This window comes from Pedococcus soli (assembly GCF_054782575.1).
Genome location: NZ_BAAGSF010000001.1, coordinates 39,671 through 62,607, shown reverse-complemented (window position 1 = coordinate 62,607; position 22,937 = coordinate 39,671). Strand labels below are relative to the sequence as shown.

The following is a 22,937-nucleotide window of genomic DNA, read 5'->3' as shown; positions in this document are numbered from 1 at the left end:
CTCCGCTGTGCCGCAGGGGACCGCGTGCGTCGTGGACGGCACCCGCACCACCACTTGTGGTACGTCTGGACGGTGCGGTCGAGGCAGACCGCTCGGTCGGCTAGCGCAACGGCATCACCGTGGTCCGCGTCGTTGGCCGGTTTGGCTTCGTCTTCCTCCGGCCGGGACGGCTTCGTCGCTCCCTACGACCAAACCTGCTCGGAATGCCAGTTCTTTGGGCAGCCCATTTCAGTGTCTGTCCTCCCCGAATCGGCCATGCCGACGGCGATGGTGGACCGGACGTCGGCGCACCAGGTCGTGCCATCACCTATTTGACGCATGAGGTAGCTGAGAACGGTCAGAGCACCGTAGACACGGTTAACGGTGGGACCGGAAGGCTGCGCGACGTGAGCCAGGTCCGTAATGGGTCTGAGGTGTGAGGGTGCGACCTGGACGGTCATGTTGCGGTTCCAGAGCCGCGAGTGGTGGGCGCAGGTGTTCCGCAGGTAGTTGAGGACGCGCATCCAGTTGGCTAAGGCGAGCCCGTTCCCCTGGCCACCAGCGTCAACGACTCCGAAGCTCATGGCGATGGCGTCCCGGTCTCTCCGTTGGGCTCCCGAATACAGATGGGACAGTGAGCCGAAGTCCATGATCTCGGTCAGGGCCCAGATCGGGAGGCGGCCGCCGTATCGCAGGTCGAAGTGCTGCACGAAGTCTTCTGTGGAGCGATCCTTGGCCTTCGACACCATGTCCAGCCACTTATTGTGCTTGCTTGGCGAGCCGTTGCGACCGGGTCGGAGGAACAGTCCGTCGAGGTGGGCCGGCATCTCATGAGCAAATGGATCACGAGCCCCGAGGGTGTGGCCGAGACGGACCCGCATGGCGATCTCGACTCGCTCGATGGCGTCCAGCGTCAGCAACTTGAGACGGCGGTCCATCTCGTAGAGGGCAAGGACCTGATCCAGCGTGGTGCCTGGTTGAAGGGTGCTTGTCCGGCCTCCACCCGGCGCAGGTGACCGAAAGGGGTACCAGTAGCCGCTGAGGCGGTAGTAGCCGATCATCGTCAGCGTGCGTTGAGCGCCAGCAGGGTCCGGCATGACGAGACCCCGAGCGGCAAGCAGCGCCTGCAAGTCTGCGTACGATTTGAACGGCTTGGCGTACAGGTTCACGGCGTGCCCCCAGACAAGAAAACCAGCCCGTGCCGTGAGGCAGAGGGGCTGGCCGTGTTAGGAGCGACGTTAGACGATATTGGCGGGAATTACCAAGTTTTCTTGGTAACTGCTCTAAGGACCGTGCGGGGTCGTGATGGCTTGGACCACGTCCACTCCGATCTTGAGAAACCTGCGGCCGCGCCTATGAGCTTGACCGAGGGTCTTGGCTGAGCCGATGTGACTAGGTCGGTGCCCCACCCCTCGCGTGAAGTCGGTTGATGCACTCGTCGGTGAGGCGTCCCTGGCTGTAGAGGATGGGTTCAGCCACGCCAGCTATGACGCGGTAGTGGCCGCGCGCTTGCGAGCTCATTGCCTCCTTGTCAACCACCTCAGCCAGACCATGGCGGATCAAGGTCTGCAAGATTACGAAGGCTATGGAGCTAGACCCGGTGACGGGTTCCAGATCCTGGGCGCGAAGGTAGTTCATGTGGCCGGGTCGCTGCGGATGATCTGCAGCCAAGTGCAGCATCACCCTCAGGTGTGCCGGTTCGATGTCGGCAAGGATGCGAACCCAGATCGATTCGGAGTCGACCACGGCCGGATCGGAAGCAAGGTTGCCCAGCGACCTACCTAGTGCATCGACCTTGGCTTCCAACGTGGTCCGAGCTGCCGCGTTGAGCGCTTCAGCCAGCAGTGGTATCCCCTCGGGCATCGCAATCAACCGGTCGATGACGTCGTCCACACCAAGGCCAGAGACGGCGGCGGCGGCGGCCATCGTCTGTGCGCTTCGCCGGGCGACCTGCTCTCGCCACTTCTCAACAGCAAGCTCCAGGGCGGGACCAACGGCGGCAGCGGCGAGGCCCATGACGGGATTGGCGGTCGACAGTGCTGCTATGCCCACGGCGATCCCGGAGCGGGCGACCAGCTGTGCTGACTCCTCATCTCGCATCGCCCCACCTTGCCACGGGCTTGGGACAGTTCAAGACCGGTCAATCTCGGAGCGCAGTTCTTCCAATCTTCCCTCGGCGAGAGAAATCGACTCGTTCAACTTGTCGACGATCACCCAGCGGGGATCGGATCGGGCCGGGTCCTCCTGTCGCAGCACGTCGTGGAGTTCCTGACGTAGGCGTCGATCCGTCGCGAGCACCTCTTCGATGACCGGAATTTGTTCTTCGGGGCTGCGCGCCCGAAACTGCCTGCCCAGCTCCTCATGCATGGCGACGGTGTTGGGATGATCCAGGTATCCATCAACCATCTCCGCATCCTCTGCGTCGAAGTTTTCTGGGGTGATCCGGTCGGGATCGTACTTGGCCACAGGGTCTCCTCCGATGGGTTTTTCTGGTCGACAACTGTAAAGACGTCCTTGACGCGAGGGGCGCGCCGGTGCTGTTCTCTCGCCGCCTGATGTGGATACCGAAGTCAGTGGCGGTCATGGCGAGGCGGGGGCTCACATGATCCCAAGTCGACGCAACGATAACTAGGAGTGCCACGCTCCGATCAGGTCCACACCCTGCGCACGGGAGCACAGCGCTCAGCAACAGATACCCAGTAGTTCTCGTGCCACACGCCGGGGACCGTGCGCTCGCCGGTGATGACCAGGGGGACACATGTGTGCACGGTCACCTCCCGACTCGGTGGGAGCGCCCCGTGGTGAGCGTCACGCGGCGCTGGTGTGCCCTCGGCGAGCACGGACTGTAAGGATGGCACCTGACCTCATCTCATTCCCTACCTGGAAGAGGACGATCAGCGCATGAACATCGTCGTCTGCGTGAAATACGTTCCGGACGCACAGTCCGACCGCACCTTCAACGACTCCGACAACACCACCGACCGCGTGGGTGTCGACGGACTGCTGTCCGAGCTCGACGAGTACGCCGTCGAGGAGGCCCTCAAGATCGTCGAGGCCGGCGAGGGAGAGGTCACCGTCCTGACGGTCGGCCCCGACCAGGCCGCCGACGCCCTCAAGAAGGCCCTCCAGATGGGCGCGCACAAGGCCGTCCACGTCAAGGACGACGCGATCCACGGGTCCGACTCCGTGGCCACGTCGCTCGTCCTCGCGGAGGCCGTGAAGAAGATCGGGTCGCCCGACCTCGTCATCACGGGCATGGCCTCGACCGACGGCACCATGAGCGTCGTCCCGGCGATGCTCGCCGAGCGCCTCGGCCTGCCGCAGGTGACGTTCGCCTCCGAGCTGACCGTCGATGGGTCCACCGTGACGATCCGGCGCGACGGTGACGCCGCGTCCGAGACCATCGTCGCCTCGCTGCCCGCGCTGGTCTCCGTGACCGACCAGATCAACGAGCCGCGCTACCCCTCCTTCAAGGGGATCATGGCTGCGAAGAAGAAGCCGGTCGAGGAGTGGTCGCTGGCCGACCTCGGCGTCGACGCCTCGCTCGTCGGCCTCGAGGCCGCCTGGACCAAGGTCGAGTCGTTCACCAAGCGCCCCCCGCGCGAGCAGGGCCAGATCGTCACCGACGAAGGTGACGGCGGCACGAAGCTCGCCGAGTTCCTGTCCGCGCAGAAGTTCGTCTGAGCCGGCCAGAGACAAGGAAAGGAACACCCCATGGCTGAAGTACTCGTCCTGGTCGACCACGCGAACGGCACCGTCCGCAAGACCACCGCTGAGCTCCTGACCATCGCGCGCCGCCTCGGCGAGCCGTCCGCCGTCTTCGTCGGCGACGGCTTCGACGCCGCCAAGGAGGCCCTCGCGAAGTACGGCGCGGAGAAGGTCTACCGCGTGGAGTCCGCCGACGTGACCGACCACCTCGTGGCCCCGCAGGCCGAGGTGCTCGCGCAGCTCGTCGCGTCGGCCTCGCCGGCCGCCGTGCTCATCCCGAGCAACTCCGCCGGCAAGGAGATCGCCGCGCGCCTGGCGATCAAGACCGAGTCCGGTCTGATCACCGACGCCGTCGACGTGCAGGCGGGTGACGGCGGTGGCGTGAAGACCACGCAGTCCGTCTTCGCCGGCTCCTACTCCGTCACCTCGACGGTCACCAAGGGCACGCCCATCGTCACCGTGAAGCCCAACTCCGCCGCTCCCGAGGAGCACGCCGGAGCAGCGGCCGACGAGGTCGTCTCGATCGAGGTCTCCGACGCCGCCAAGGGCGCGAAGATCACCGAGTCCAAGCCGAAGCAGGCCACCGGGCGTCCCGAGCTGACCGAGGCCGCGATCGTGGTCTCCGGTGGTCGTGGCACGGGTGGCGACTTCTCCAAGGTGGAGGACTTCGCCGACTCCCTCGGTGCCGCCGTCGGCGCCTCGCGCGCCGCCGTCGACGCTGGCTGGTACCCGCACACCTCGCAGGTCGGCCAGACCGGCAAGCAGGTCTCGCCGCAGCTGTACGTCGCGTGCGGCATCTCCGGTGCCATCCAGCACCGCGCCGGAATGCAGACCTCGAAGACGATCATCGCCATCAACAAGGACGAGGAGGCGCCGATCTTCGAGCTCGTCGACTTCGGCGTCGTGGGCGACCTCTTCGCGGTCCTGCCGCAGGCCACCGACGCGGTGAAGGCCGCCAAGGGCTAGTCCTCGGCAGACCCCGTAGAAGGGCCCCCGGCCATGTGGTCGGGGGCCCTTCTTTCGGATGGCGCGTGGGCGTCATGCGGTGAAATGTCCGGATCGTGGACATGACCCCATCCGTCCGACCCCTCGGTGCCGAATGTCCGGAAACCAGCACGCGGGGGCCCGCACGCGGGTCCCGTGGATGTCGCACCGTCGCGACGTCATGTGCTCAGCCTGGTGAGAGGACCCGTCAGTGACGACCGTGCCCGCCCAGCCCGCCCAGCCCGCCCAGCCCGCCCGCCCCGACCCACAGGAGGCCGAGCAGCTGCTCGCGCAGAGTCCGCCGGACTCACCACCGGGCGACGGACGACGGGGCCTGTCCCGCCGTGGGTTCCTCGGGTACGTCGTGGCCGGCACGACCCTGGCCGTCGCGGCAGAGCTCACCACGGGAGCCAGGCCCGCTGCCGCTGCGGTCCCGAGCGGACCGCAGGTGGCCGAGGTCTTCGACCTGGGCGACCTGCAGACGAGGTCGGCGCTCCCGACGTCGCAGCTCATCACCATCACCCTGGACGGGAACGGGGTCGCCCACTTCGCGATCCCCCGGATGGAGGTCGGCCAAGGGATCACCACCGCTGCCGCCATGCTCATCGCCGAGGAGCTCGACCTGCCCCTCGACAAGGTCGAGGTGACCCTCGCCCCGGCCCGTCCGGAGCTGGTCTTCAACCAGCTCACCGGTGGCTCCAACACGATGGAGTCGATGTACACCCCGATCCGGGTGGCCGCAGCCGTCGCCAGGGGACGGCTCCTCGCGGCTGCGGCGACCCTGCTCGGTGCCCAGGTGTCCTCGCTGACCGCCCGGAGCGGGGTCATCACCGACACCGCCGGCGGCAGCGCCACCTACGGACAGCTCGCCGCCCTCGCGGCCAGCGCCCAGACGGTGCCGGTCAGGGTGAACCTGAAGTCGACGTCGTCGTTCCGGGTGGTCGGCACCCCGCAGAACCGCGTGGACGCCCGCGACGCCGTGACGGGGCGCAAGAAGTTCACGATGGACCTGGCCGTGCCGGACGCGTTGCCCACGATGGTCTGCCGCCCACCGACGCTCAACGGTTCGGTACGCAGCGTGCAGAACCTTCCCGCAGTCCAGGCCATGCCGGGGGTCACCGACGTCGTCGTCGTGGACACCGGGGTGGCCGTGCGGGCCGCGACGTTCGGCCAGTGCATCGACGCCGTCCGCGCCCTGGAGGTGACGTGGAACCCCGGAACGGTCGCCGGTGAGTCCGACGAGTCGGTGCTGCGCCGGCTCAAGGCCGCCGAGCTGCCGATGGCGGTCCCGAAGGTGCCCCTGCTGGCCAGGACCGTCGATCTGCGGTTCGAGTTCATGTTCCGCAGCAGCGCGGCCCTCGAACCCAACTGCGCCATCGCCGACGTGCGCGCCGGCCGGGCCACGGTGTGGGCGGGCCTGAAGTCCCCGATCGTCGCGCAGCGCAACATCGCGGACGCCCTCGGGCTGCCCCAGACCAGCGTCAAGGTCAACGTCGTCACCGGTGGAGGGTCGTTCGGGCACAAGCTCTTCGGCGATGCAGCCATCGAAGCGGCGAAGATCTCCAAGGCGATGGGCAAGCCGGTCAAGCTCATGTGGCACCGCGCCGACGAACCCCGTCAGGGGCGCACCCATCCGATGGCCACCTCACGCATCCGGGCCACCCTGCTCGGGTCGAACGTGCTGACCTTCGAACAACGCCACACCAGCATCCAGACGGACTTCTCGCACGGGCTGGGGGAGCGGCTCACCGCGATGGCTGCCGAGCTCCCCGCGGGACTGGGCAACCTCGGGTTCGCCCAGTCGATCTTCACGCTGACCCAGGAGCTGCCGTACGACTTCGGCGTGGTCACCCAGCTGCTCAACGAGGTCGACATGGGCTTCAACACCGGCAGCATGCGCAACATCTACTCACCCGACGTCGCCTGCGCGAACGAGCTGTTCGTCGACCAGCTGGCGAAGAAGCTGGGCAAGGACCCGGTGGCCTTCCGGCTCGAGTTCCTCAAGAACGAGCGGGTCAAGGCCTGCCTGCGCAAGGTCGTCGAGGTCGGGAGGTGGGGTCGTGCCATGCCGGCCGGCACCGCGCAGGGCATCGCCGTGCACTCGGAGTACAAGGGCGCGACCGCGGTGCTCGTCGAGATCGACTGCCGTCCCGAGACGGTGAACCGCACCGTCCGGGACGCCGTCACCGGCCCGCGGGTGACCAAGGCAGTCATCGCCATCGACGCAGGGCTCGTGGTCAACCCGAGGGGCCTCGAGGCCCAGATGATGGGCGGCGTCTCCGACGGCATCGCCCTTGCGCTCACGAGCAGCAACCACCTGCAGGACGGTCACTTCCTCGAGGCCAGCTGGGACAACTACTTCTACACCCGGCAGTGGAACGTCCCGCCGACCTTCGAGTGCATCGTCATGCCCTCCGACCGCGACCTGCCCGGCGGTGCGGGAGAGGCCGGTGTCGCGGCCTCTGTCGCCGCGACCGCCTGCGCCTACGCCCGCGCCACCGGGACGGTCCCCACGCGCTTCCCGGTCAACCACGGGACCGTCTCGTTCACCCCGAAGACCTTCGTCCCCCCGGTGCCGGCGTCGCCCACCGACGGCTTGTCCCACACCTACTGAGGAGCCCTGATGGCACAGCACACCTTCACCGTGAACAGCGAGATCGTCACCGTCGACGTGGCGGACGATGTCCGGCTCCTCTGGGTCCTGCGCGACGTCCTGGGCTACACCGGACCCAAGTACGGCTGCGGCATCAACGTCTGCAAGGCCTGCACCTCCCACATCAACGGGAAGGCGTTCAATCCCTGCTCGGTCCGCGTGGGCGACCTCGAGGCGACGGACGAGGTGACGACGATCGAGGGACTGGCCGCCACGGCGCCCGGCGACCTGCACCCGATGCAGGAGGCGTGGCTCGAACGCGACGTGGCCCAGTGCGGCTACTGCCAGCCCGGGCAGATCATGGCCGCGGTGGCCCTGGTCCACAAGGTGCGCGCTGAGGGCCGGGAGATCACCGACGCCGACCTCGACGCCATCCGCAACGTCTGTCGCTGCGGCACCTACAACCGGATCCGTGAAGCCATCCGGGACGGCGCAGCCCGGATGTGAGCCCGTGTATGGCGCCCACGCGCCATACGCACGAACGCCCCGGACCACGCGCGGTCCGGGGCGTTCGGCGTCATCCGCCGGGCTGGGGGTTGTCAGCGGATGGCGTTGGCGGCCGCAACGACGTCGACCAGGCCGTGGCCCTTGTCGAAGCTCGTGCTGCCGTTGGTCCCGGCCTCGTAGGGGGCGCCGTCGGTGTACTTGTAGGCGGTCGACTCGATGGCCGCCTCGACCTGGGCCGGGGTCGCCGACGGGTTCGCCTGGAAGAGCTGGGCGACGATGCCGGAGATGTGCGGCGTGGCCATCGAGGTGCCGCTGATGGTGTTGTAGTCGCCGGCTTCCTTGGGGTCCAGACCCGTGCTGCAGATCGGGAGGTAGATGCGGCAGGAGCTCGTGATGGACTCACCGGGCGCCGAGATGTCGGGGTACGTGGACTGGTCCCCGTTCTTCCCGCGGCTGGAGAAGTCGGAAACGGTGCCGTCGCGGGTACCGGTGTTCTGGTCGAAGAACGACGCGACCGAGAGGATGCCGGGGGTCGGGTCCATGCCGGGCGGGTTGGACAGCGAGGTCGAACCGTCGCCACCGTCGTTGCCGTTGGCCCAGACGCTCACCACACCCTCCTTGACCAGCTCACGCTGGAGCTTGACCGTCGCGGAGTTGGGGTCGAAGGCGCCACCACCGGTCGGGCCGTAGGAGTTGCTCGTCACCTTGATCGGCGGGCACTTCGCCGCGGAGACCCCTGCGCCACAGGGTGCGGCGTGGTTCTCCAGCACCCAGTTGAGGGCGGAGTCGGCGCCGATGATGAACAGGACCGCACCCGTGCTGATGCTGACCAGGCTGGCCCCGGGCGCGGCGCCGTGCATCTTGGTGCCGTCGGAGAGGGTGACGTCACGGCCGGCGACGATGCCGTTGACGTGCATGCCGTGCCCACCACCGGAGACGAGGTCGGTGTCGAGCGGGCCCGCGTCGACAGGGGCGCAGGTGCTCTCGGTGAGCGGCTCGCAGACCATCTTGAGGTTCTTGACGACGGCGGACGTCCCATCGGCGTTCTGCAGGAACGGGTGGCTCGGGTCGACCCCGGAGTCGATCACGGCGACGGACACCCCCTTGCCGTCCAGGCTGGTGCCGTTGGCACCGGTGAGGGTGTTCCGGGCCTCATCGCCGCGGGTGGCCTTGTTGGAGGTCGCGAGGGTGAACGCGATGGGCTGGTTGCCCTCGACGTAGGTCACCCCGGACTCGCCACGGACGGCCTGGATCTGGGCGGGGAGGCCGGTCGCCACGACGACGCCGATCTTGTCGAACGTGGTCACGGGCCGGAGCCCGGCGGCGGCGGCAGCGCGCTTCGCGGCGGCGGTGTCGGTGCCGTGCACGAGGACGGTGGTCGGGGTGGCCGCCTGGAGGGTGCCGAGCTGTGAGGAGAGCCACGGCTGGACGGGGGCGAGCGACGAGCCTGCCGGGAGCAGGCCGGCCGAGGCCGGGGCAGCGAGGGCCACGGTGGCCAGGGCCGCGGCAGCGAGTGCTGCCCGGGTTCGTGTCACGGTGCGCATGGGATCCCTTTCGAGGAGCCGACCAGCTTCTTCGGTGGTCGTGCGTGTGACCGGACAACGAGGGCCCGCACGCCGTGGTTACGCGCGGGTAGGTCAAGGGAGGGTCAAGAACGGCGCGGGCCGGAGCGCGGTCCGGCCTACTCGATGACCCCGAAGCCGCCTCGGGTGCCCCCCAGGGTGACGTCGATCCCGCTCACCTGGGCGGCGTCGCCGTCGACCTGCACGGCATACGCGGTCCAGGTGTCCATCATCGACGCCAGGACGGCCTTGCCCGCCGTGGCCGTGCCGTCGAGGTGCGGCCTCACGTCCCGGGTGCGGCTCGGCGCCACGCCCCAGGCGAAGGTGCGGCCGTCGGTGAGCTGGAAGGTCCCCCTGGCCACGGACGACTCCGGGTCCCTGCCGACCAGGGTGGCGACCAGTCCTGCGGGGTCCTTCACCGTGAGGTCGCCCTGGAGGGTCGCCACGGCGGTTCTCCCGATCCTGGCGTCGGGCACGTCGACGGAGATGACCACGCTTCCCGGGGACCCGGAGGCGGGCGGGCCGGTCCGCGTGAAGTCGTAGGGCGCGAGCGGGGCCGTGCCCTCGCCCACCATGGTCACGGCCAGGCTGGCCGTCCCGGGCTCGGTGCCGAGGACCCACGAGGTCGGCGTCCCCTTGGCGCCCCATCCCACGTCGACGGCAGGGGTCAACGAGTCGAGCGGCTGGGCGAAGGTCACGACGAACGCCGTGAAGTCCCTTCCCCTGGCGAGCGCGACGGTGTGCTCCTGGACCTTCTCCCCGGTCGGCGGGAGCAGCTCGATGGCGTCGGCGACCCCGGGAACGATCCCGGTGAGCACCTGCCGGCCACCCGTGCCGTCGATGACGCGCCAGGTCCCGCCGCTGCCGAGCAGGCCGGCGACGCTGCGCTCGCGGTGACCGCCCCGGACCACGTCGATCGTGAGCACTTCGTCGCCGACCGACATCGTGTATGCCGCATCACCGACCGTCAGCGTGCGGCGCCCCGACAGCGAAGGGGCGGTCTGTGCAGCACTGCCGGACGTCCGTGCCGAGGCGCGCGGTCCGGTGCTGCTCGTGGCCGCCGGGGTGGTGGTGTCGTTGCCGGGGGCTGACAGCAGGCTCGCCCCGACCGCGAGGACGGCCACGGCGGCAGCGGCACCGACCACGGCCAGGCCGGCGGCACGGCGACGGGTGCGGCGGCGTCCCAGGGCCACCACCTCGGTGAGGTCGACGTGCATCGGGGGCGCGGGCTCGTTCCGCAGGAGGTCGAGGGCGTCGCGGTCACTGGACATGGGCGTCTCCCTTGTCGGAGATGAGGACCCGCAGGCGTTCGAGGCCCCGGGAGGAGGAGGACTTCACGGTGCCGAGGCTGACCCCGAGCATCTCGGCCACGGTCCGCTCGGACAGGTCCGCGTAGTGGCGCAGGACGACGACCTCGCGCTCGCGGGCCGGCAGCAGCTGGAGGGCGCGGACGAGGTCCAGCCGATCGCCGGAGCCGTCGGTCGCCGTGGTCGCCGCGGTCCGGGCTGCGGGCTCGCGCGGCTCCTCGACGAGCACGAGGCGTCGCTCCCTGCGCCAGGTGCTGACGACGTGGTTGCGCAGGATCCGGTGGCAGTAGGCCTCCGGCTCGTCGTGACGCACGCGCGGCCACACGACGTACAGCCGGACCAGGGCCTCCTGGGCCGCGTCCTCCGCGCGCGTGGGGTCGCCGGTGAGCAGCCAGGCGGTGCGGAGCAGGCGCGGTGTCACGCGCGCGGCGAAGGACTCGAACGCCCCGTCGTCCCGTGCCCTCATGCGTTCCCCTCCCGAGCTCCCCCCCGCGGACCCGTCCGGGTCGACCACGGCCTGGTGCGCCCCGGCTCCGTGGTGGACCCGGCTGTCGTACCCAACGCCAGACTGGCACTGAAGGTTGAGCGCCTGACGCGTAAACTTCGCAGGTGCCCGCCTACCTCGACCACGCCGCGACCACGCCGATGCTCCCGTCGGCCGTCGCGGCGATGACCGAGCAGCTGGCCATCACGGGCAACGCGTCGTCGCTGCACACCAGCGGCCGCCTCGCGCGCCGCGTCGTGGAGGAGTCGCGCGAGCGCATCGCGAAGGCCCTCGGAGCGCGTCCGTCCGAGGTCGTCTTCACCTCCGGCGGCACCGAGTCCGACAACCTGGCGGTCGCCGGGACGTGGGAGGCGCGGCGCGACGCCGACCCGGCCCGCATCCGCATCGTCGTCAGCGCCATCGAGCACCACGCGGTGCTGGACTGCGTCGACCACCTCGTGACCCACGACGGCGCGAAGGCGACCTGGGTCGACCCCGACGCCTCCGGGGTCGTGACGGTCGCTGCGGTGCGCGCGGCCATCGAGCAGGACCCGGGCTCGGTCGCGCTCGTCACGGTGATGTGGGCCAACAACGAGGTCGGGACGATCCAGCCGGTGGCGGAGCTGGCGGCGCTGGCCCACGAGTTCGGGATCCCGTTCCACACCGACGCGGTGCAGGCGGCCGGCCACGTCCCCGTCGACTTCACCGCCTCGGGCGTCGACCTCATGACCGTGACCGGACACAAGGTCGGCGGCCCCCTGGGCATCGGTGCCCTCGTCGTGCGGCGCGACGCCAAGGTCGTCCCGCAGTCCTTCGGTGGTGGCCAGGAGCGCCAGATCCGCAGCGGCACGCTCGACGTGCCGGCCATCCGTGCGTTCGCCGTCGCCCTCGAGGAGTCCGTGGCCGCCCTCGGCTCCGAGGCCGGCCGCCTCGCGGCCCTGCGTGACCGGCTGGTCACGTCCGCGCAGGCGCTGCCGTACGACATCACGGTCACCGGCGCGTGGGAGGCGGGCGACACCGTGCGCCGGCTTCCCGGGAACGCCCACCTGCTCGTGCCGGGCTGCGAGGGCGACTCGTTGCTCTACCTGCTCGACGCCGCGGGGGTCGAGTGCTCGACGGGTTCGGCGTGCCAGGCCGGGGTGCCCCAGCCCTCGCACGTCCTGCTCGCCATGGGCATCCCCGAGAGCTCGGCCCGGGGCGCGTTGCGGCTCACCCTCGGCCACACGTCCACCGATGCGGATGTCGACGCCGTCCTGGCTGCGCTGCCGGCGGCCGTCGAGCGGGCCCGCAGGGCCAGCGGGGCGGCCTGATGCGCGTCGTCGCCGCGATGTCCGGGGGAGTGGACTCCGCCGTCGCCGCCGCCCGGATGCTCGATGCCGGTCACGAGGTCGTGGGGGTCCACCTCGCGCTCTCGCAGAGCGCGGCCACGTTGCGTGAGTCGGCCCGCGGGTGCTGCACCATCGAGGACGCCGGCGACGCCCGTCGGGTGGCCGACATGCTCGGCATCCCCTTCTACGTCTGGGACATGGCTGCCCGGTTCAAGCGGGACGTCATGGAGGACTTCGTCGCGGAGTACTCCGCAGGGCGCACCCCGAACCCGTGCCTGCGCTGCAACGAGAAGATCAAGTTCTCGGCACTGCTCGACAAGGCCGTGGCGCTGGGCTTCGACGCCGTGGCCACGGGTCACTACGCGCAGGTCGTGGAGAGTCCCGGCGGCGAGCGCGAGCTGCACCGCGCGGTGGACATGGCCAAGGACCAGTCCTACGTCCTGGGGGTGCTCGACGCCGAACAGCTGTCCCGCGCGTTCTTCCCCCTCGGGGACACCGCGAAGCCCGAGATCCGTTCGGAGGCAAGGGAGCGCGGGTTCTACATCGCCTCCAAGCCCGACTCCCACGACATCTGCTTCATCGCCGACGGCGACACGCGCGGCTGGCTCACGTCCCGCCTCGGGGAGCAGGCCGGCGACATCCTCGACGCGGCCTCCGGCGAGGTCGTGGGGGCGCACGCGGGCTCCTACGGCTACACCGTCGGGCAACGCCGAGGCCTGGGCCTGCCGCGGTCCAGCCAGGACGGCGAGCCGCGGTACGTCGTCGGGGTGGACGCCTCGACCAACACCGTCACGATCGGCACGGCAGACCTCCTGGGGGTCAACGCGATCCGCGGCGACCACGCCCGCTGGTGCGGTGCACCCCCCGAGGGTGTGGTGTCGGTCGGCGCCCAGGTGCGTGCGCACGGCGAGGAGGTCCCTGCCGAGGCGTGGGCCTCGGGTGAGGACGTCGAGGTCCGCCTCGGCTCGCGGCTGCGCGGGGTGGCCCCCGGCCAGTCCGTGGTGCTGTACGAGGGCACGCGCGTGGTGGGTTCGGCCACCATCGCGCAGAGCTGGCTCGAGCGCTGACGCGTATGGCGCCGGAGGGGGGTGCGGACGCGAGCGCTGCCGGGGGCGTCGGTGCGGGCGTCGGCGCGGTGCTCCCCGGGCGGGAGATCCTCGAGGGCACACCGCTGGCCCGGGTCCGGGCGCTGTGCCTGGCGTTCCCTGCCACGCAGGAGCGGGCGTCCCACGGTGAGCCCTGCTGGTTCGCGGGTGGGAAGAAGATGTTCGTCATGACCTCCCAGCGCCACCACGACGACCGGGTGGGGTTCTGGGCGGCGGCGCCGGAGGGGGTCCAGGGGGCCCTGGTCGCAGCAGAGCCGGAGCGCTACTTCCGGCCGCCGTACGTCGGCAGCCGCGGATGGGTCGGGGTCCGCCTGGACGTCGACGACATCAACTGGGACCGGGTCGAAGCGGTCGTCGAGGACGCCTGGCGACAGGTGGCACCGAAGCGGCTGCAGGCCGAGCACGACACCCGCTGACCGCCTTCCCTTGCCCCGCTTTGGGTGCCCGGACGGTCGGAATTCCGACCGTCCGGGCACCCAAAGCGGCGAGCGAGGGGCAGGCCCGACCGACGTGGTCAGGAGGTGTCACCGATGCGGTCTAGAGTCGGGGCCGTGGCTCGCGCAACCGGTATCGGCTCCCTTCCCGGCACCGACATCCGCGAGGCCCTCCGCGGGGTCCGCGAGATCCTCGCCGTCGACGACCACATCCCGTACCTCCCGGAGCTGCCGGCCCGCGGACCCGGCGCCGACATGGTCGGACGAGCCGCTGGCCTGCTCGTCGACCTGCACGTCGACCTGCAGCCGGCCGGCTGGCGCCTCGTCGAGCGACCCGGTCACGACGCGTCCCGCACGGGCGCATTCCTTCGCGAGGACCTCGACGAGCTGGCCGAGGCCTTCGACGGCTGGGAGGGGGAGCTCAAGCTCCAGTGCACCGGTCCGTGGACCCTGGCCGCCAACCTCGAGCTGACCCGCGGCGAGAAGGTGCTGGTCGACCCCGGCGCGGTCCGTGACCTCACGGGTTCGCTGGCTGAGGGGATCCGTCTCCACCTCGACACCGTGCAACGACTCGTCCCCGGCGCCCGCCTGGTGCTGCAGGTGGACGAACCCTCCCTGCCGGCCGTCCTCGCCGGCCACCTGCCCACCGCCTCCGGCTACGGCCACCTGCGACCCGTGGACCCGCAGCGGGCGAGGAACGGTCTCTCCGAGGTCCTCGAGGCCGCCGGCGGCCAGGCCACGGTCGTGCACTGCTGCGACCGCGCCATACCGCTGCCGCTCCTGCGGGCCACCGGTGTCGGTGCCGTCGCGCTCGACGTGACCGACCTGACGCCGCAACGGTGGGAGTCGATCGCGGCGACCACCGAACAGGGGGTCGCGCTGTGGGCGGGGTGCCTGGCCACGGACGGTTCGAGCACGAGCAAGACCGCTGCGGGCCTCGTCGAGCGCGGCTGGTCGGACGCGGGGTTGTCCCCGAAGGGACTGGCCGACCTGGTCGCCACTCCGACCTGCGGGCTGGCCGGGCTCACACCCCAGGGGGCCTGGGGCGTTCAACGGAAGGCGGTCGAGGTGGCTGCCGAGTGGACCGAACGAGCTGAGGGCTGACACCGATGAGCAGCACGACGAACACCCCCGCCGTCCCGACGACCGTCGCGGACGCCGGCACCCCGTCGACCCCGACTGCCGGGCGGTCGACGACGCGGGTCCCGTGGCAGGCGAAGTACCTCATGCTCGCGCTGATCTGGGGATCGAGCTTCCTCCTCATGAAGGTGGGGCTGCGCACCATGGCGCCCCTGCAGATCTCGGGGCTGCGGATCTACGCCGGCACGCTCACCCTCGTGGTGCTGCTCGCGGTCACCGGCGGGCGGCTCCCGCGCGAGCCGCGCACGTGGGCGCACCTGACGGTCTCGGGCATCTTCCTCACGGCGATGCCGTTCAGCCTGTTCGCGCTGGGGGAGGAGCGGGTGTCGAGCGCGCTCGCCGGCATCGGCAACGCGACGACACCGATCGCCGCTCTGTTCTTCGCGTTGCTCCTGCTCCCGAGCGACCGGCTGTCCCCGCGCAAGCTCGCGGCCGTGCTCATCGGGTTCGCCGGGGTGGTGGTGATCACCCAGCCGTGGGAGTCGTCCGGCCGCCCCGACCTGCTCGGCTTCGGCATGACCCTCGTGGCCGGTGCCTGCTACGGCCTGGGCTGGACCTACAACCGCCGGTTCCTCGGCAACGCCGACCTGGGCGGGCTGTCCATGCCGACCGCCCTGCTCGTGGTGGGCTCGGTCCTCATGGCGCCCGTGCTCCTCGTCTGGTGGGCGCTGCACCGCGACACGTATGCCGCGCCGTGGAGCGGCCACGCCGACCCCTCCGGGGGTGGCTGGCTCACCCCGCTCCTGTGCGTGCTGGTGCTCGGCGTCGTGGGCACCGGGCTCGCGTACATGCTCCAGTTCGACGTGGTGCGTGGTGCGGGGGCGACCGTGAGCACGACGGTGACCTACCTGATCCCGGTCGTCTCGGTCGTGCTCGGCGTCCTCGTCCTGGACGAGCACCTCGCGTGGCCGCAGCTGCTCGGTGCCGTCATCGTCCTGGTGTCGGCCGTGGTCATCGGCCTGCCCGCCCGGCGCCGTCGGGCACCGGGCGGGACACCGGCCTGAGGCCCTAGGCCCCAGGGCCAGGGCCAGGGCTTTCGGCCGCCTCAGGCCGAGGGCTTGCTGACCTCGCGGCGCAGGATCTTGCCGGTCGGTCCCTTCGGCAGCTCGTCGACGGCCCAGATGTGGCGCGGGTACTTGTAGGCCGCGATCTTCGACTTCACGAACGCCTGCACGTCCTCGAGCGTCGCCGTCGCACCCGGCTTGAGCGCGACCGCTGCCCCCACGTCCTCGCCGAGCAGGTCGTCGGGCACGGCCACGACGGCGGCCTCGAGGACGTCGGGGTGCTCGTACAGGACCTCCTCGACCTCACGCGGGTACACGTTCATGCCACCGCGCAGGATCATGTCCTTCTTGCGGTCGACGATCGTGAAGTAGCCCTCGTCGTCCATGGTCGCCAGGTCCCCGGTCCGGAACCAACCGTCAGGGATGGCCTCGGCCGTCGCCTCGGGGTTGCGCCAGTAGCCCTTCATGACGTTGTCGCCACGGATGGCGATCTCGCCGACGCCGTCACCGGCCGGGACGTCGTTGCCCTCGAGGTCGACGAGCTTCATCTCGCAGCCGGGGATCGCGACCCCGATGGTGCCGGGCTTGCGCTCCCGCGTGGGCATGTTGAACGACGCGACGGGAGAGGTCTCGGACAGCCCGTAACCCTCGAGGATGACGCAGCCGAACTTGTCCTCGAACGCCTTCATCACCTCGTGCGGCATCGCCGAACCACCGGAGCAGCAGGTCCGCAGCGACGTGGCGTCCATGGCGTCGGAGTCGGGGTGGTTGAGGATCGCGGCATACATGGTGGGCACGCCCATCATGATCGTGACCTTCTCGTCGTTGATGACCTTGATGGCCTCAGCGGGGTCGAACCGCGGGATCAGGGCGAGCGCAGCGCCGGCGATGACCGCGGCGTTGAGCCCGACGACCAGCCCGAACACGTGGAACAGGGGCAGGCAGCCCATCACCACGTCGTCGTTCGTCGTCTCCTGGATGTCGACCGCACTGCGGTAGGCGTTGAGGTGGATGTTCCTGTGCGTGAGCTCGGCACCCTTCGGGCGGCCGGTGGTGCCCGAGGTGTAGAGCACGATCGCGGTGTAGTCGTCGTCGCGCTCAGTCGGCTCGGCGATGGGTTCGCCGTCCTCGAGGGCGCCCTCGTCCGGGCCGAGCGGCCCGCACTGGACGATGCGGGTGCCCGAGTTCTTCGCGCCCTCCGTGGCCTCGGCGACGAAGTCCGGCCAGACGAAGGCGACCTTGGCGCCGGAGTTGCTGAAGAAGAAGTCGATCTCGCCGGCCTTGAGCAGCGGGTTCATCGGCACGACGATCGCCCCCGCGAGCAGCGACCCGAAGAAGACGACGGGGAACGCCGGGACGTTCGGCAGGATGATCGCCACCCGGTCGCCCGGCTCGACCCCTGCGGCGCGCAGCGATCCGGCCACCTTGGCCGCCATGGCGTGCAGGTGGGCGTAGCTCAGGTCGTTGCCCCTGAACTTGATGGCTGCCTGGTCGGGCGTCTTGCGCGCCGTGGTGACCAGGTTGGTCGCGAGGTTCGTCATCTGGGCTCCGCATCGTCGGGGAACTGGTCCACTCATCCTTGCGGCTCCGACCGGGTTTGGCCACGGGGCCGGGGGACCACGCCGTCGTATGGCGCGTGCCCGGGGGTCGAGCGCAGGCGTCGGCCGCGGGCGCGGCCACCCGGGGAACGTCGGAGCCGTCCCGGGAGTGCCGCGTCCGTCCTCCCCACCGTCGGTGGGGTGCGGCAGGATGACCCCCGTGAGTGAGATCGTCTCGACCAGCGTCCCGGACCAGGCCCGTCACGAGTGGGCCGACCTCGCGGAGCAGGCCAGCGCGGCCCAGTTCGCATACCACGTCAAGGACGCACCGACGATCAGCGACGGGGACTACGACGCGTTGATCCGCCGGCTCAACGAGCTCGAGGACGAGCACCCGGAGCTGCGCACGCCCGAGAGCCCGACCCAGCAGGTCGGGGGAGCGGTGTTCAGCACCGACTTCCAGGCCGTCGACCACCTCGAGCGCATGCTGTCGCTCGACAACTGCTTCTCCCCGGAGGAGCTCGCCGCGTGGGCGGCCCGGGTCACGCGGGACTCGGGGACCACGGACTTCCACTACCTGTGCGAGCTGAAGATCGACGGCCTCGCCGTCAACCTGCTCTACGAGAAGGGCCGCCTCGTCCGTGCGCTCACCCGTGGGGACGGCCGCACGGGGGAGGACGTGACCAACAACGTCCGGACGATCGACGGCATACCCCACCAGCTGGCGGGCACCGACCACCCGGCGAGGGTCGAGATCAGGGGGGAGGTCTTCTTCCCGATCGAGGGGTTCGCGGACCTCAACGCCTCGCTGGTCGAGGCGGGCAAGCCGCCCTTCGCCAACCCCCGCAACTCCGCGGCGGGGTCGTTGCGGCAGAAGGACCCGCGCGTCACCGCGAGCCGCCCGCTGCACATGCTCGTCCACGGCATCGGCTTCCGTGAGGGCCTCGAGCTGACCCGGCAGTCGCAGGCCTACGAGCTGCTGCGCGAGTGGGGGCTGCCGATCTCGAGCCACTACAAGGTCGTCGACACCATCGAGGACGTGCAGGCGTTCGTCGTGCACTTCGGCGAGCAGCGGCACAGCGTCGAGCACGAGCTCGACGGCATCGTCGTCAAGGTCGACGAGGTGAGCGTCCAGCGCCAGCTCGGGTCCACCTCGCGGGCGCCGCGCTGGGCGATCGCCTACAAGTACCCGCCGGAGGAGGTCAACACCAAGCTGCTCGACATCCAGGTCGGCGTCGGCCGCACGGGCCGGGTCACCCCGTTCGGCGTGATGGAGCCGGTGCTCGTCGCCGGCTCGACCGTGGAGCGGGCGACCCTGCACAACGGCGACGAGGTGCGGCGCAAGGGCGTGCTCATCGGCGACACCGTCGTGCTGCGCAAGGCCGGTGACGTGATCCCCGAGATCCTCGGCCCGGTGGTGGAGCTGCGCGACGGCACCGAGCGCGAGTTCGTCATGCCGACGCACTGCCCCTCGTGCGGCACCGCCCTCAAGCCGGAGAAGGAGGGCGACAAGGACATCCGGTGCCCCAACGCCCGGACCTGTCCGCACCAGCTGCGCGAGCGGCTCAACGGGCTGGCCGGACGCGGTGCCTTCGACATCGAGTCGCTGGGCTGGGAGGGCTCGATCGCCCTGCTCGAGTCAGGCGTGCTGGAGGACGAGTCGGGGTTGTTCTCGTTGGGGGAGAAGGAGATCGCACAGGTTCCCCTGTTCACCCGTGCGGCGAGGAAGACCGATCCCGAGGACGAGGTCGTCGACGGGCGGATCCTGTCGGCCAACGGTCGTCGACTGGTCGAGAACCTCCAGCAGGTGAAGGACCAACCGTTGTGGCGGGTCATCGTCGCCCTGTCGATCCGCCACGTGGGGCCGACGGCGGCGCGCGCCCTCGCCCAGCACTTTGCCTCCATGGACAAGATCCGGGCAGCCAGCCTCGAGGAGCTCGCCGCCGTGGAGGGCGTCGGCGGAGTGATCGCCGAGGCCGTGCGCGAGTGGTTCGACGCGCCCGGCAACGACTGGCACGTGCGCATCGTCGAGCAGTGGGCCGCCGACGGCGTCCGCATGCAGGACGAGCGCGACGAGTCGGTGGAGCAGACCCTCGCCGGGCTGACCATCGTCGTCACGGGGTCGCTGGAGGGGTTCTCGCGCGACGAGGCGAAGGAGGCGATCCTGACCCGCGGCGGCAAGGCCTCGGGGTCGGTCTCCAAGAAGACCGACTACGTCGTCGTCGGTGAGAACGCCGGGTCGAAGGAGGACAAGGCGCGCGAGCTCGGGCGGCCCATCCTCGACGAAGCCGGGTTCCGGCGGTTGCTCGAGGACGGCCCGGGCCCGACGGAGTCCTGACGTGATCGACACCGAGACCTACCTGCGGTTCTGCGACGAAGCCCTGCTCGGCATGCGCGACCTCGTCCTCGACCTCGGGGACGACCTGGCCAACACCCGACCGGACATCCCCGGCGCCAACAGCCCCTTCGCGATCCTCACGCACTGCCTCGGTGTGGTCGCGCGCTGGGCGTCCACGGTCAACCTCGGCCAGATCGTGCCCCGCGACCGTGAGGCAGAGTTCCTGGCGGTCGGCGCCGTGACCGACCTCGCGGCAGACGTCGACCGGATGCGCACGTCCCTGCGGGGGTGGGTGGCCCGGACGAACCCGCAGGCGCCCCCGGTGAACCCGACGACGGGCCGCCAGGACTGGTACGCCACCACCCAGGGCGGGGTGCTCTTCCACGTGTACGAGGAGCTGTCGCAGCACCGCGGTCACATGGAGGTCACGCGCGACCTCCTGCTGGCGCAGGCCCGCGGCGAGTCCTAGCCCCCGCCGCCTCCCACCATTCCTCCGGCGATGCCCGTCCCGGCGGTGCCGAGCGCGGCGCCGGGCGGGCCCGGCGGGCGCGGCGCCCGGCGGGGCCGGCGGACGGGGCACCGGGCGCACACGGCATACGGGTGGTTTGTGTGACTGACCCACATTGAGCAGGCACGACGCCGGGCGAAGCATGACGGGCATGCGCCCGACAACGACGTCACGCCGGCGGATCGCCGCCCTCGCCACCACTGCCACCCTCGCCCTGCTGGGCGGACTGGCCACCGCCGCTCCCGCCTCGGCGGACAAGCCGCAGGGCGGGCACTGTGCCCGCCAGTCCAAGGTCGCGGTCCCGGGGGCCCAGGCCCAGAAGGTGGCCTGCCTCGACGACCTCACCACGGCCGGGACGGTCGCGTCCGGGCACACGAACCCGAACGACTGGGCCGGCCTGAACGCCGCCGGCACCGTGAACCCGGCGGGTGTCCCCGGCATCCAGGTCGACGGCTACTTCCCGGACACCTCGACGACGAACACCAACAACGGCTGGAACCACGACTCGCAGTTCGTGCTCCGGCTCCCCGACCACTGGAACGGGGGCCTGGTCGTCAGCGGGGCGCCGGGCACGCGGGCGCAGTACGCGAACGACTTCATCATCAGCGACTGGGTGCTGAGCAAGGGCTACGCGTTCGCGTCCACAGACAAGGGCAACACCGGTGCGGCGTTCTACCGGGACGACAGCGCCCCCGGTGGCTCGATCCGCGAGTGGAACTCCCGCGTCACCCAGCTCGCGGTGGCGGCGAAGTCGACCCTGAGGAAGGTCTACGCGAAGTCCCCGAAGCGCACCTGGATGGTCGGCATCTCCAACGGTGGCTACCTCACGCGCTGGCAGCTCGAGAACCGACCCGACCTCTACGACGGCGGGGTGGACTGGGAGGGCACCCTCTTCCGCGCCGAGGGGCCGAACCTCCTGACGTACTTGCCGACTGCGCTGAAGAACTACCCCAGGTACGCCACCACCGGCGACCCCGCTGCCCACGACGCGATGATCGCTGCCGGGTTCGCCCCGGGGTCGGAGTTCCTGTGGCCGTTCCACCACGCCTACTACTGGGACCTCACCCAGCGCATCTACCGCGAGGAGTTCGACCCCACGTGGGACGGCGCCCTCGACGCCGGCGTGCCGTTCTGCGCCAGCGGGACCCCGAGCTGCGACGCCGACTACGACTACGCCTCGCGGCCTGAGGCGGTGAAGGACGCGGTGAGGTCGGTGTCGCTCACGGGGAAGATCGGCAAGCCGATGATCACGATCCACGGAACCCTCGACACGCTGCTCCCCGCGGCCACCGACTCCGACGTCTACGACACCCTGGTCGACCGGGCCGGCTCAGGAGCCCTGCACCGCTACTACCGGGTCGAGGACGGGACGCACACCGACGGGCTCTACTCGGCCTACCCGGACCGGCTGCGCCCCCTGCTTCCCTGTGCGCGCAGCGCGTTCGACGTGCTGACCGCCTGGGTGGGGCGCGGTATGGCGCCGCCCGCCGACGGGCTCGTCCGTCGCCCGGCCGGCGAGGACGTCGTCAACACCTGCGCCCTCTGACCCACCGCCGGGGCCTCAGTCCGCGGCGGTTCCCTCGGGAGCCGCCGCGGTCCTGCGCACCGCCTCGCTCGCCTCGGTGATGATCGCCGTCATCGCCTCGGCGGCGGCCCGTCCGTCGCCGGAGCCGATGGCCTGGGCGACGTCGCCGTGCAGTCGGATGGCCACCGGGTTGGGCCGGGCCGGCATGAGCTGGTGGTGGGTCCGCCCCGAGAGCACCTCGGAGACGACGTTCGACAGGGCCGCGAGCATCTCGTTGCCGGACGCCTCGAGCATCGTCGTGTGGAAGACCTGGTCGGCCTGCAGGTAGGCCTCGAGGTCGCCGGACTTGGCGTGCACGGTCATCCGCATGACGGCGCCCACCATGGCGCCGCACTGCTCGGGGGTGGCCCGGTCGGCGGCGAGCTCGGCCGCCACGGGCTCGAAGCCACGCCTCAGCTCGCCGAGTGAGAGCAGCTGGTGCTCACGGTCCGGGCCGTCGAGGCGCCAGCGGATGACCCGGGGGTCGAAGACGTTCCACTGGGTGCGCGGCCGGACGCGGACCCCGAGGCGGCGCCGGGTCTCGACCAGGCCCATCGAGGAGAGCACGCGGACCGCCTCCCGCACCACCGAGCGGGACACCCCGAAGCGCTCGTCGAGCTGGTCGATCCGCACCACGGCGCCCACCGGCGTGGTGCCGGAGACGATCTCCTGCCCGAGGGCGTCGAGGACGTTGGCGTGCAGGCCGGCTCCCGGGGTGGGCGGGCCGTCGGTGGGAGGCATGGGGCCAGCGTGCCAGAAGAGGACGACACGAACACTGAACGCCAATAAATAAGATTTGTTGAGCCTGAAGTCTTGTCAAAACTGATCTGATCATGGACTCTGGTGGACGGAA

Annotated in this window: 20 protein-coding genes; 12 read left to right on the top strand and 8 right to left on the bottom strand. The window is 70.4% G+C overall.

Features of this window, described 5'->3' with window-relative positions:
• Positions 1-182: 182 nt before the first annotated feature.
• The 3 genes from ACYVKF_RS00280 to ACYVKF_RS00270 all read right to left on the bottom strand — a co-directional run bounded on the left by ACYVKF_RS00280 (position 183) and on the right by ACYVKF_RS00270 (position 2,445).
• Positions 183-1,148 carry an Abi family protein gene (locus ACYVKF_RS00280; protein ID WP_460963974.1) on the bottom strand — a complete coding sequence of 322 codons (966 nt, stop codon included), beginning with the start codon at positions 1,146-1,148 and terminating at the stop codon, positions 183-185.
• A 223-nt stretch (positions 1,149-1,371) separates the two neighbouring features.
• On the bottom strand, positions 1,372-2,079 hold the full coding sequence (locus ACYVKF_RS00275; protein WP_460963972.1) for a hypothetical protein: 708 nt from the start codon (positions 2,077-2,079) through the stop codon (positions 1,372-1,374).
• A gap of 30 nt (positions 2,080-2,109) precedes the next feature.
• Positions 2,110-2,445 (bottom strand): hypothetical protein, encoded by a 336-nt coding sequence (locus tag ACYVKF_RS00270; RefSeq protein ID WP_460963970.1) that lies wholly within the window; start codon positions 2,443-2,445, stop codon positions 2,110-2,112.
• Positions 2,446-2,880: 435 nt separating this feature from the next.
• Here ACYVKF_RS00270 and ACYVKF_RS00265 point away from each other — a divergent pair, with 435 nt between their 5' ends.
• From ACYVKF_RS00265 to ACYVKF_RS00250, 4 genes are all read left to right on the top strand, one after another.
• Positions 2,881-3,663 carry an electron transfer flavoprotein subunit beta/FixA family protein gene (locus tag ACYVKF_RS00265; protein ID WP_056916996.1) on the top strand — a complete coding sequence of 261 codons (783 nt, stop codon included), beginning with the start codon at positions 2,881-2,883 and terminating at the stop codon, positions 3,661-3,663.
• A 30-nt stretch (positions 3,664-3,693) separates the two neighbouring features.
• Entirely contained in the window at positions 3,694-4,653 is a 960-nt protein-coding gene (locus ACYVKF_RS00260) for an electron transfer flavoprotein subunit alpha/FixB family protein (RefSeq protein ID WP_056918800.1), read from the top strand.
• Between the two features lie 229 nt (positions 4,654-4,882).
• Positions 4,883-7,285: a molybdopterin cofactor-binding domain-containing protein gene (locus ACYVKF_RS00255; RefSeq protein ID WP_460963967.1), complete on the top strand. Its 2,403-nt coding sequence runs from the start codon at positions 4,883-4,885 to the stop codon at positions 7,283-7,285.
• Between the two features lie 9 nt (positions 7,286-7,294).
• A complete protein-coding gene (locus tag ACYVKF_RS00250) occupies positions 7,295-7,771 on the top strand; it encodes a (2Fe-2S)-binding protein (protein WP_460963965.1) in 477 nt (158 codons plus the stop codon).
• A 92-nt stretch (positions 7,772-7,863) separates the two neighbouring features.
• Here ACYVKF_RS00250 and ACYVKF_RS00245 read toward each other — a convergent pair whose 3' ends face one another.
• From ACYVKF_RS00245 to ACYVKF_RS00235, 3 genes are all read right to left on the bottom strand, one after another.
• Positions 7,864-9,306 (bottom strand): S8 family serine peptidase, encoded by a 1,443-nt coding sequence (locus ACYVKF_RS00245; RefSeq protein ID WP_460963963.1) that lies wholly within the window; start codon positions 9,304-9,306, stop codon positions 7,864-7,866.
• 146 nt (positions 9,307-9,452) lie between these two features.
• On the bottom strand, positions 9,453-10,604 hold the full coding sequence (locus tag ACYVKF_RS00240) for a hypothetical protein (protein ID WP_460963961.1): 1,152 nt from the start codon (positions 10,602-10,604) through the stop codon (positions 9,453-9,455).
• Positions 10,594-11,106 carry a SigE family RNA polymerase sigma factor gene (locus ACYVKF_RS00235; RefSeq protein ID WP_460963959.1) on the bottom strand — a complete coding sequence of 171 codons (513 nt, stop codon included), beginning with the start codon at positions 11,104-11,106 and terminating at the stop codon, positions 10,594-10,596. Before ACYVKF_RS00235 ends, ACYVKF_RS00240 begins: the two co-directional genes overlap by 11 nt.
• Before the next feature lie 143 nt (positions 11,107-11,249).
• On the opposite strand from ACYVKF_RS00235, the gene ACYVKF_RS00230 reads away from it, so the two are divergent.
• The 5 genes from ACYVKF_RS00230 to ACYVKF_RS00210 all read left to right on the top strand — a co-directional run bounded on the left by ACYVKF_RS00230 (position 11,250) and on the right by ACYVKF_RS00210 (position 16,136).
• Positions 11,250-12,434, top strand: coding sequence for a cysteine desulfurase family protein (locus tag ACYVKF_RS00230; RefSeq protein ID WP_460963957.1), 1,185 nt, complete (start codon positions 11,250-11,252; stop codon positions 12,432-12,434).
• Positions 12,434-13,519, top strand: a complete 1,086-nt coding sequence (gene mnmA, locus ACYVKF_RS00225; protein WP_460963955.1) for a tRNA 2-thiouridine(34) synthase MnmA — start codon at positions 12,434-12,436, stop codon at positions 13,517-13,519. Before ACYVKF_RS00230 ends, mnmA begins: the two co-directional genes overlap by 1 nt.
• 5 nt (positions 13,520-13,524) lie before the next feature.
• The gene (locus tag ACYVKF_RS00220; RefSeq protein WP_460963953.1) at positions 13,525-13,974 is read left to right on the top strand and encodes an MmcQ/YjbR family DNA-binding protein; all 450 of its coding nucleotides are present in this window, start codon (positions 13,525-13,527) and stop codon (positions 13,972-13,974) included.
• Positions 13,975-14,109: 135 nt separating this feature from the next.
• Positions 14,110-15,096, top strand: a complete 987-nt coding sequence (locus ACYVKF_RS00215) for a uroporphyrinogen decarboxylase/cobalamine-independent methonine synthase family protein (RefSeq protein ID WP_460963951.1) — start codon at positions 14,110-14,112, stop codon at positions 15,094-15,096.
• A 5-nt stretch (positions 15,097-15,101) separates the two neighbouring features.
• On the top strand, positions 15,102-16,136 hold the full coding sequence (locus tag ACYVKF_RS00210) for a DMT family transporter (RefSeq protein ID WP_460963949.1): 1,035 nt from the start codon (positions 15,102-15,104) through the stop codon (positions 16,134-16,136).
• 41 nt (positions 16,137-16,177) lie between these two features.
• On the opposite strand, the gene ACYVKF_RS00205 is transcribed toward ACYVKF_RS00210, so the two are convergent.
• The gene (locus ACYVKF_RS00205) at positions 16,178-17,677 is read right to left on the bottom strand and encodes a long-chain-fatty-acid--CoA ligase (protein WP_460963947.1); all 1,500 of its coding nucleotides are present in this window, start codon (positions 17,675-17,677) and stop codon (positions 16,178-16,180) included.
• Between the two features lie 166 nt (positions 17,678-17,843).
• Here ACYVKF_RS00205 and ligA point away from each other — a divergent pair, with 166 nt between their 5' ends.
• The 3 genes from ligA (at position 17,844) to ACYVKF_RS00190 (ending at position 22,066) form a co-directional block, all read left to right on the top strand.
• Positions 17,844-20,012: an NAD-dependent DNA ligase LigA gene (ligA, locus tag ACYVKF_RS00200; protein WP_460963945.1), complete on the top strand. Its 2,169-nt coding sequence runs from the start codon at positions 17,844-17,846 to the stop codon at positions 20,010-20,012.
• A 1-nt stretch (position 20,013) separates the two neighbouring features.
• Positions 20,014-20,481 (top strand): mycothiol transferase, encoded by a 468-nt coding sequence (locus ACYVKF_RS00195; RefSeq protein ID WP_056917007.1) that lies wholly within the window; start codon positions 20,014-20,016, stop codon positions 20,479-20,481.
• A 190-nt stretch (positions 20,482-20,671) separates the two neighbouring features.
• Positions 20,672-22,066, top strand: a complete 1,395-nt coding sequence (locus ACYVKF_RS00190) for an alpha/beta hydrolase family protein (RefSeq protein WP_460963942.1) — start codon at positions 20,672-20,674, stop codon at positions 22,064-22,066.
• A gap of 15 nt (positions 22,067-22,081) precedes the next feature.
• Here the strand turns inward: ACYVKF_RS00190 and ACYVKF_RS00185 are convergent, their stop codons facing one another.
• Complete coding sequence (locus ACYVKF_RS00185) at positions 22,082-22,825, bottom strand: FadR/GntR family transcriptional regulator (RefSeq protein ID WP_460963940.1); 744 nt, start codon at positions 22,823-22,825, stop codon at positions 22,082-22,084.
• Positions 22,826-22,937 lie beyond the last annotated feature (112 nt).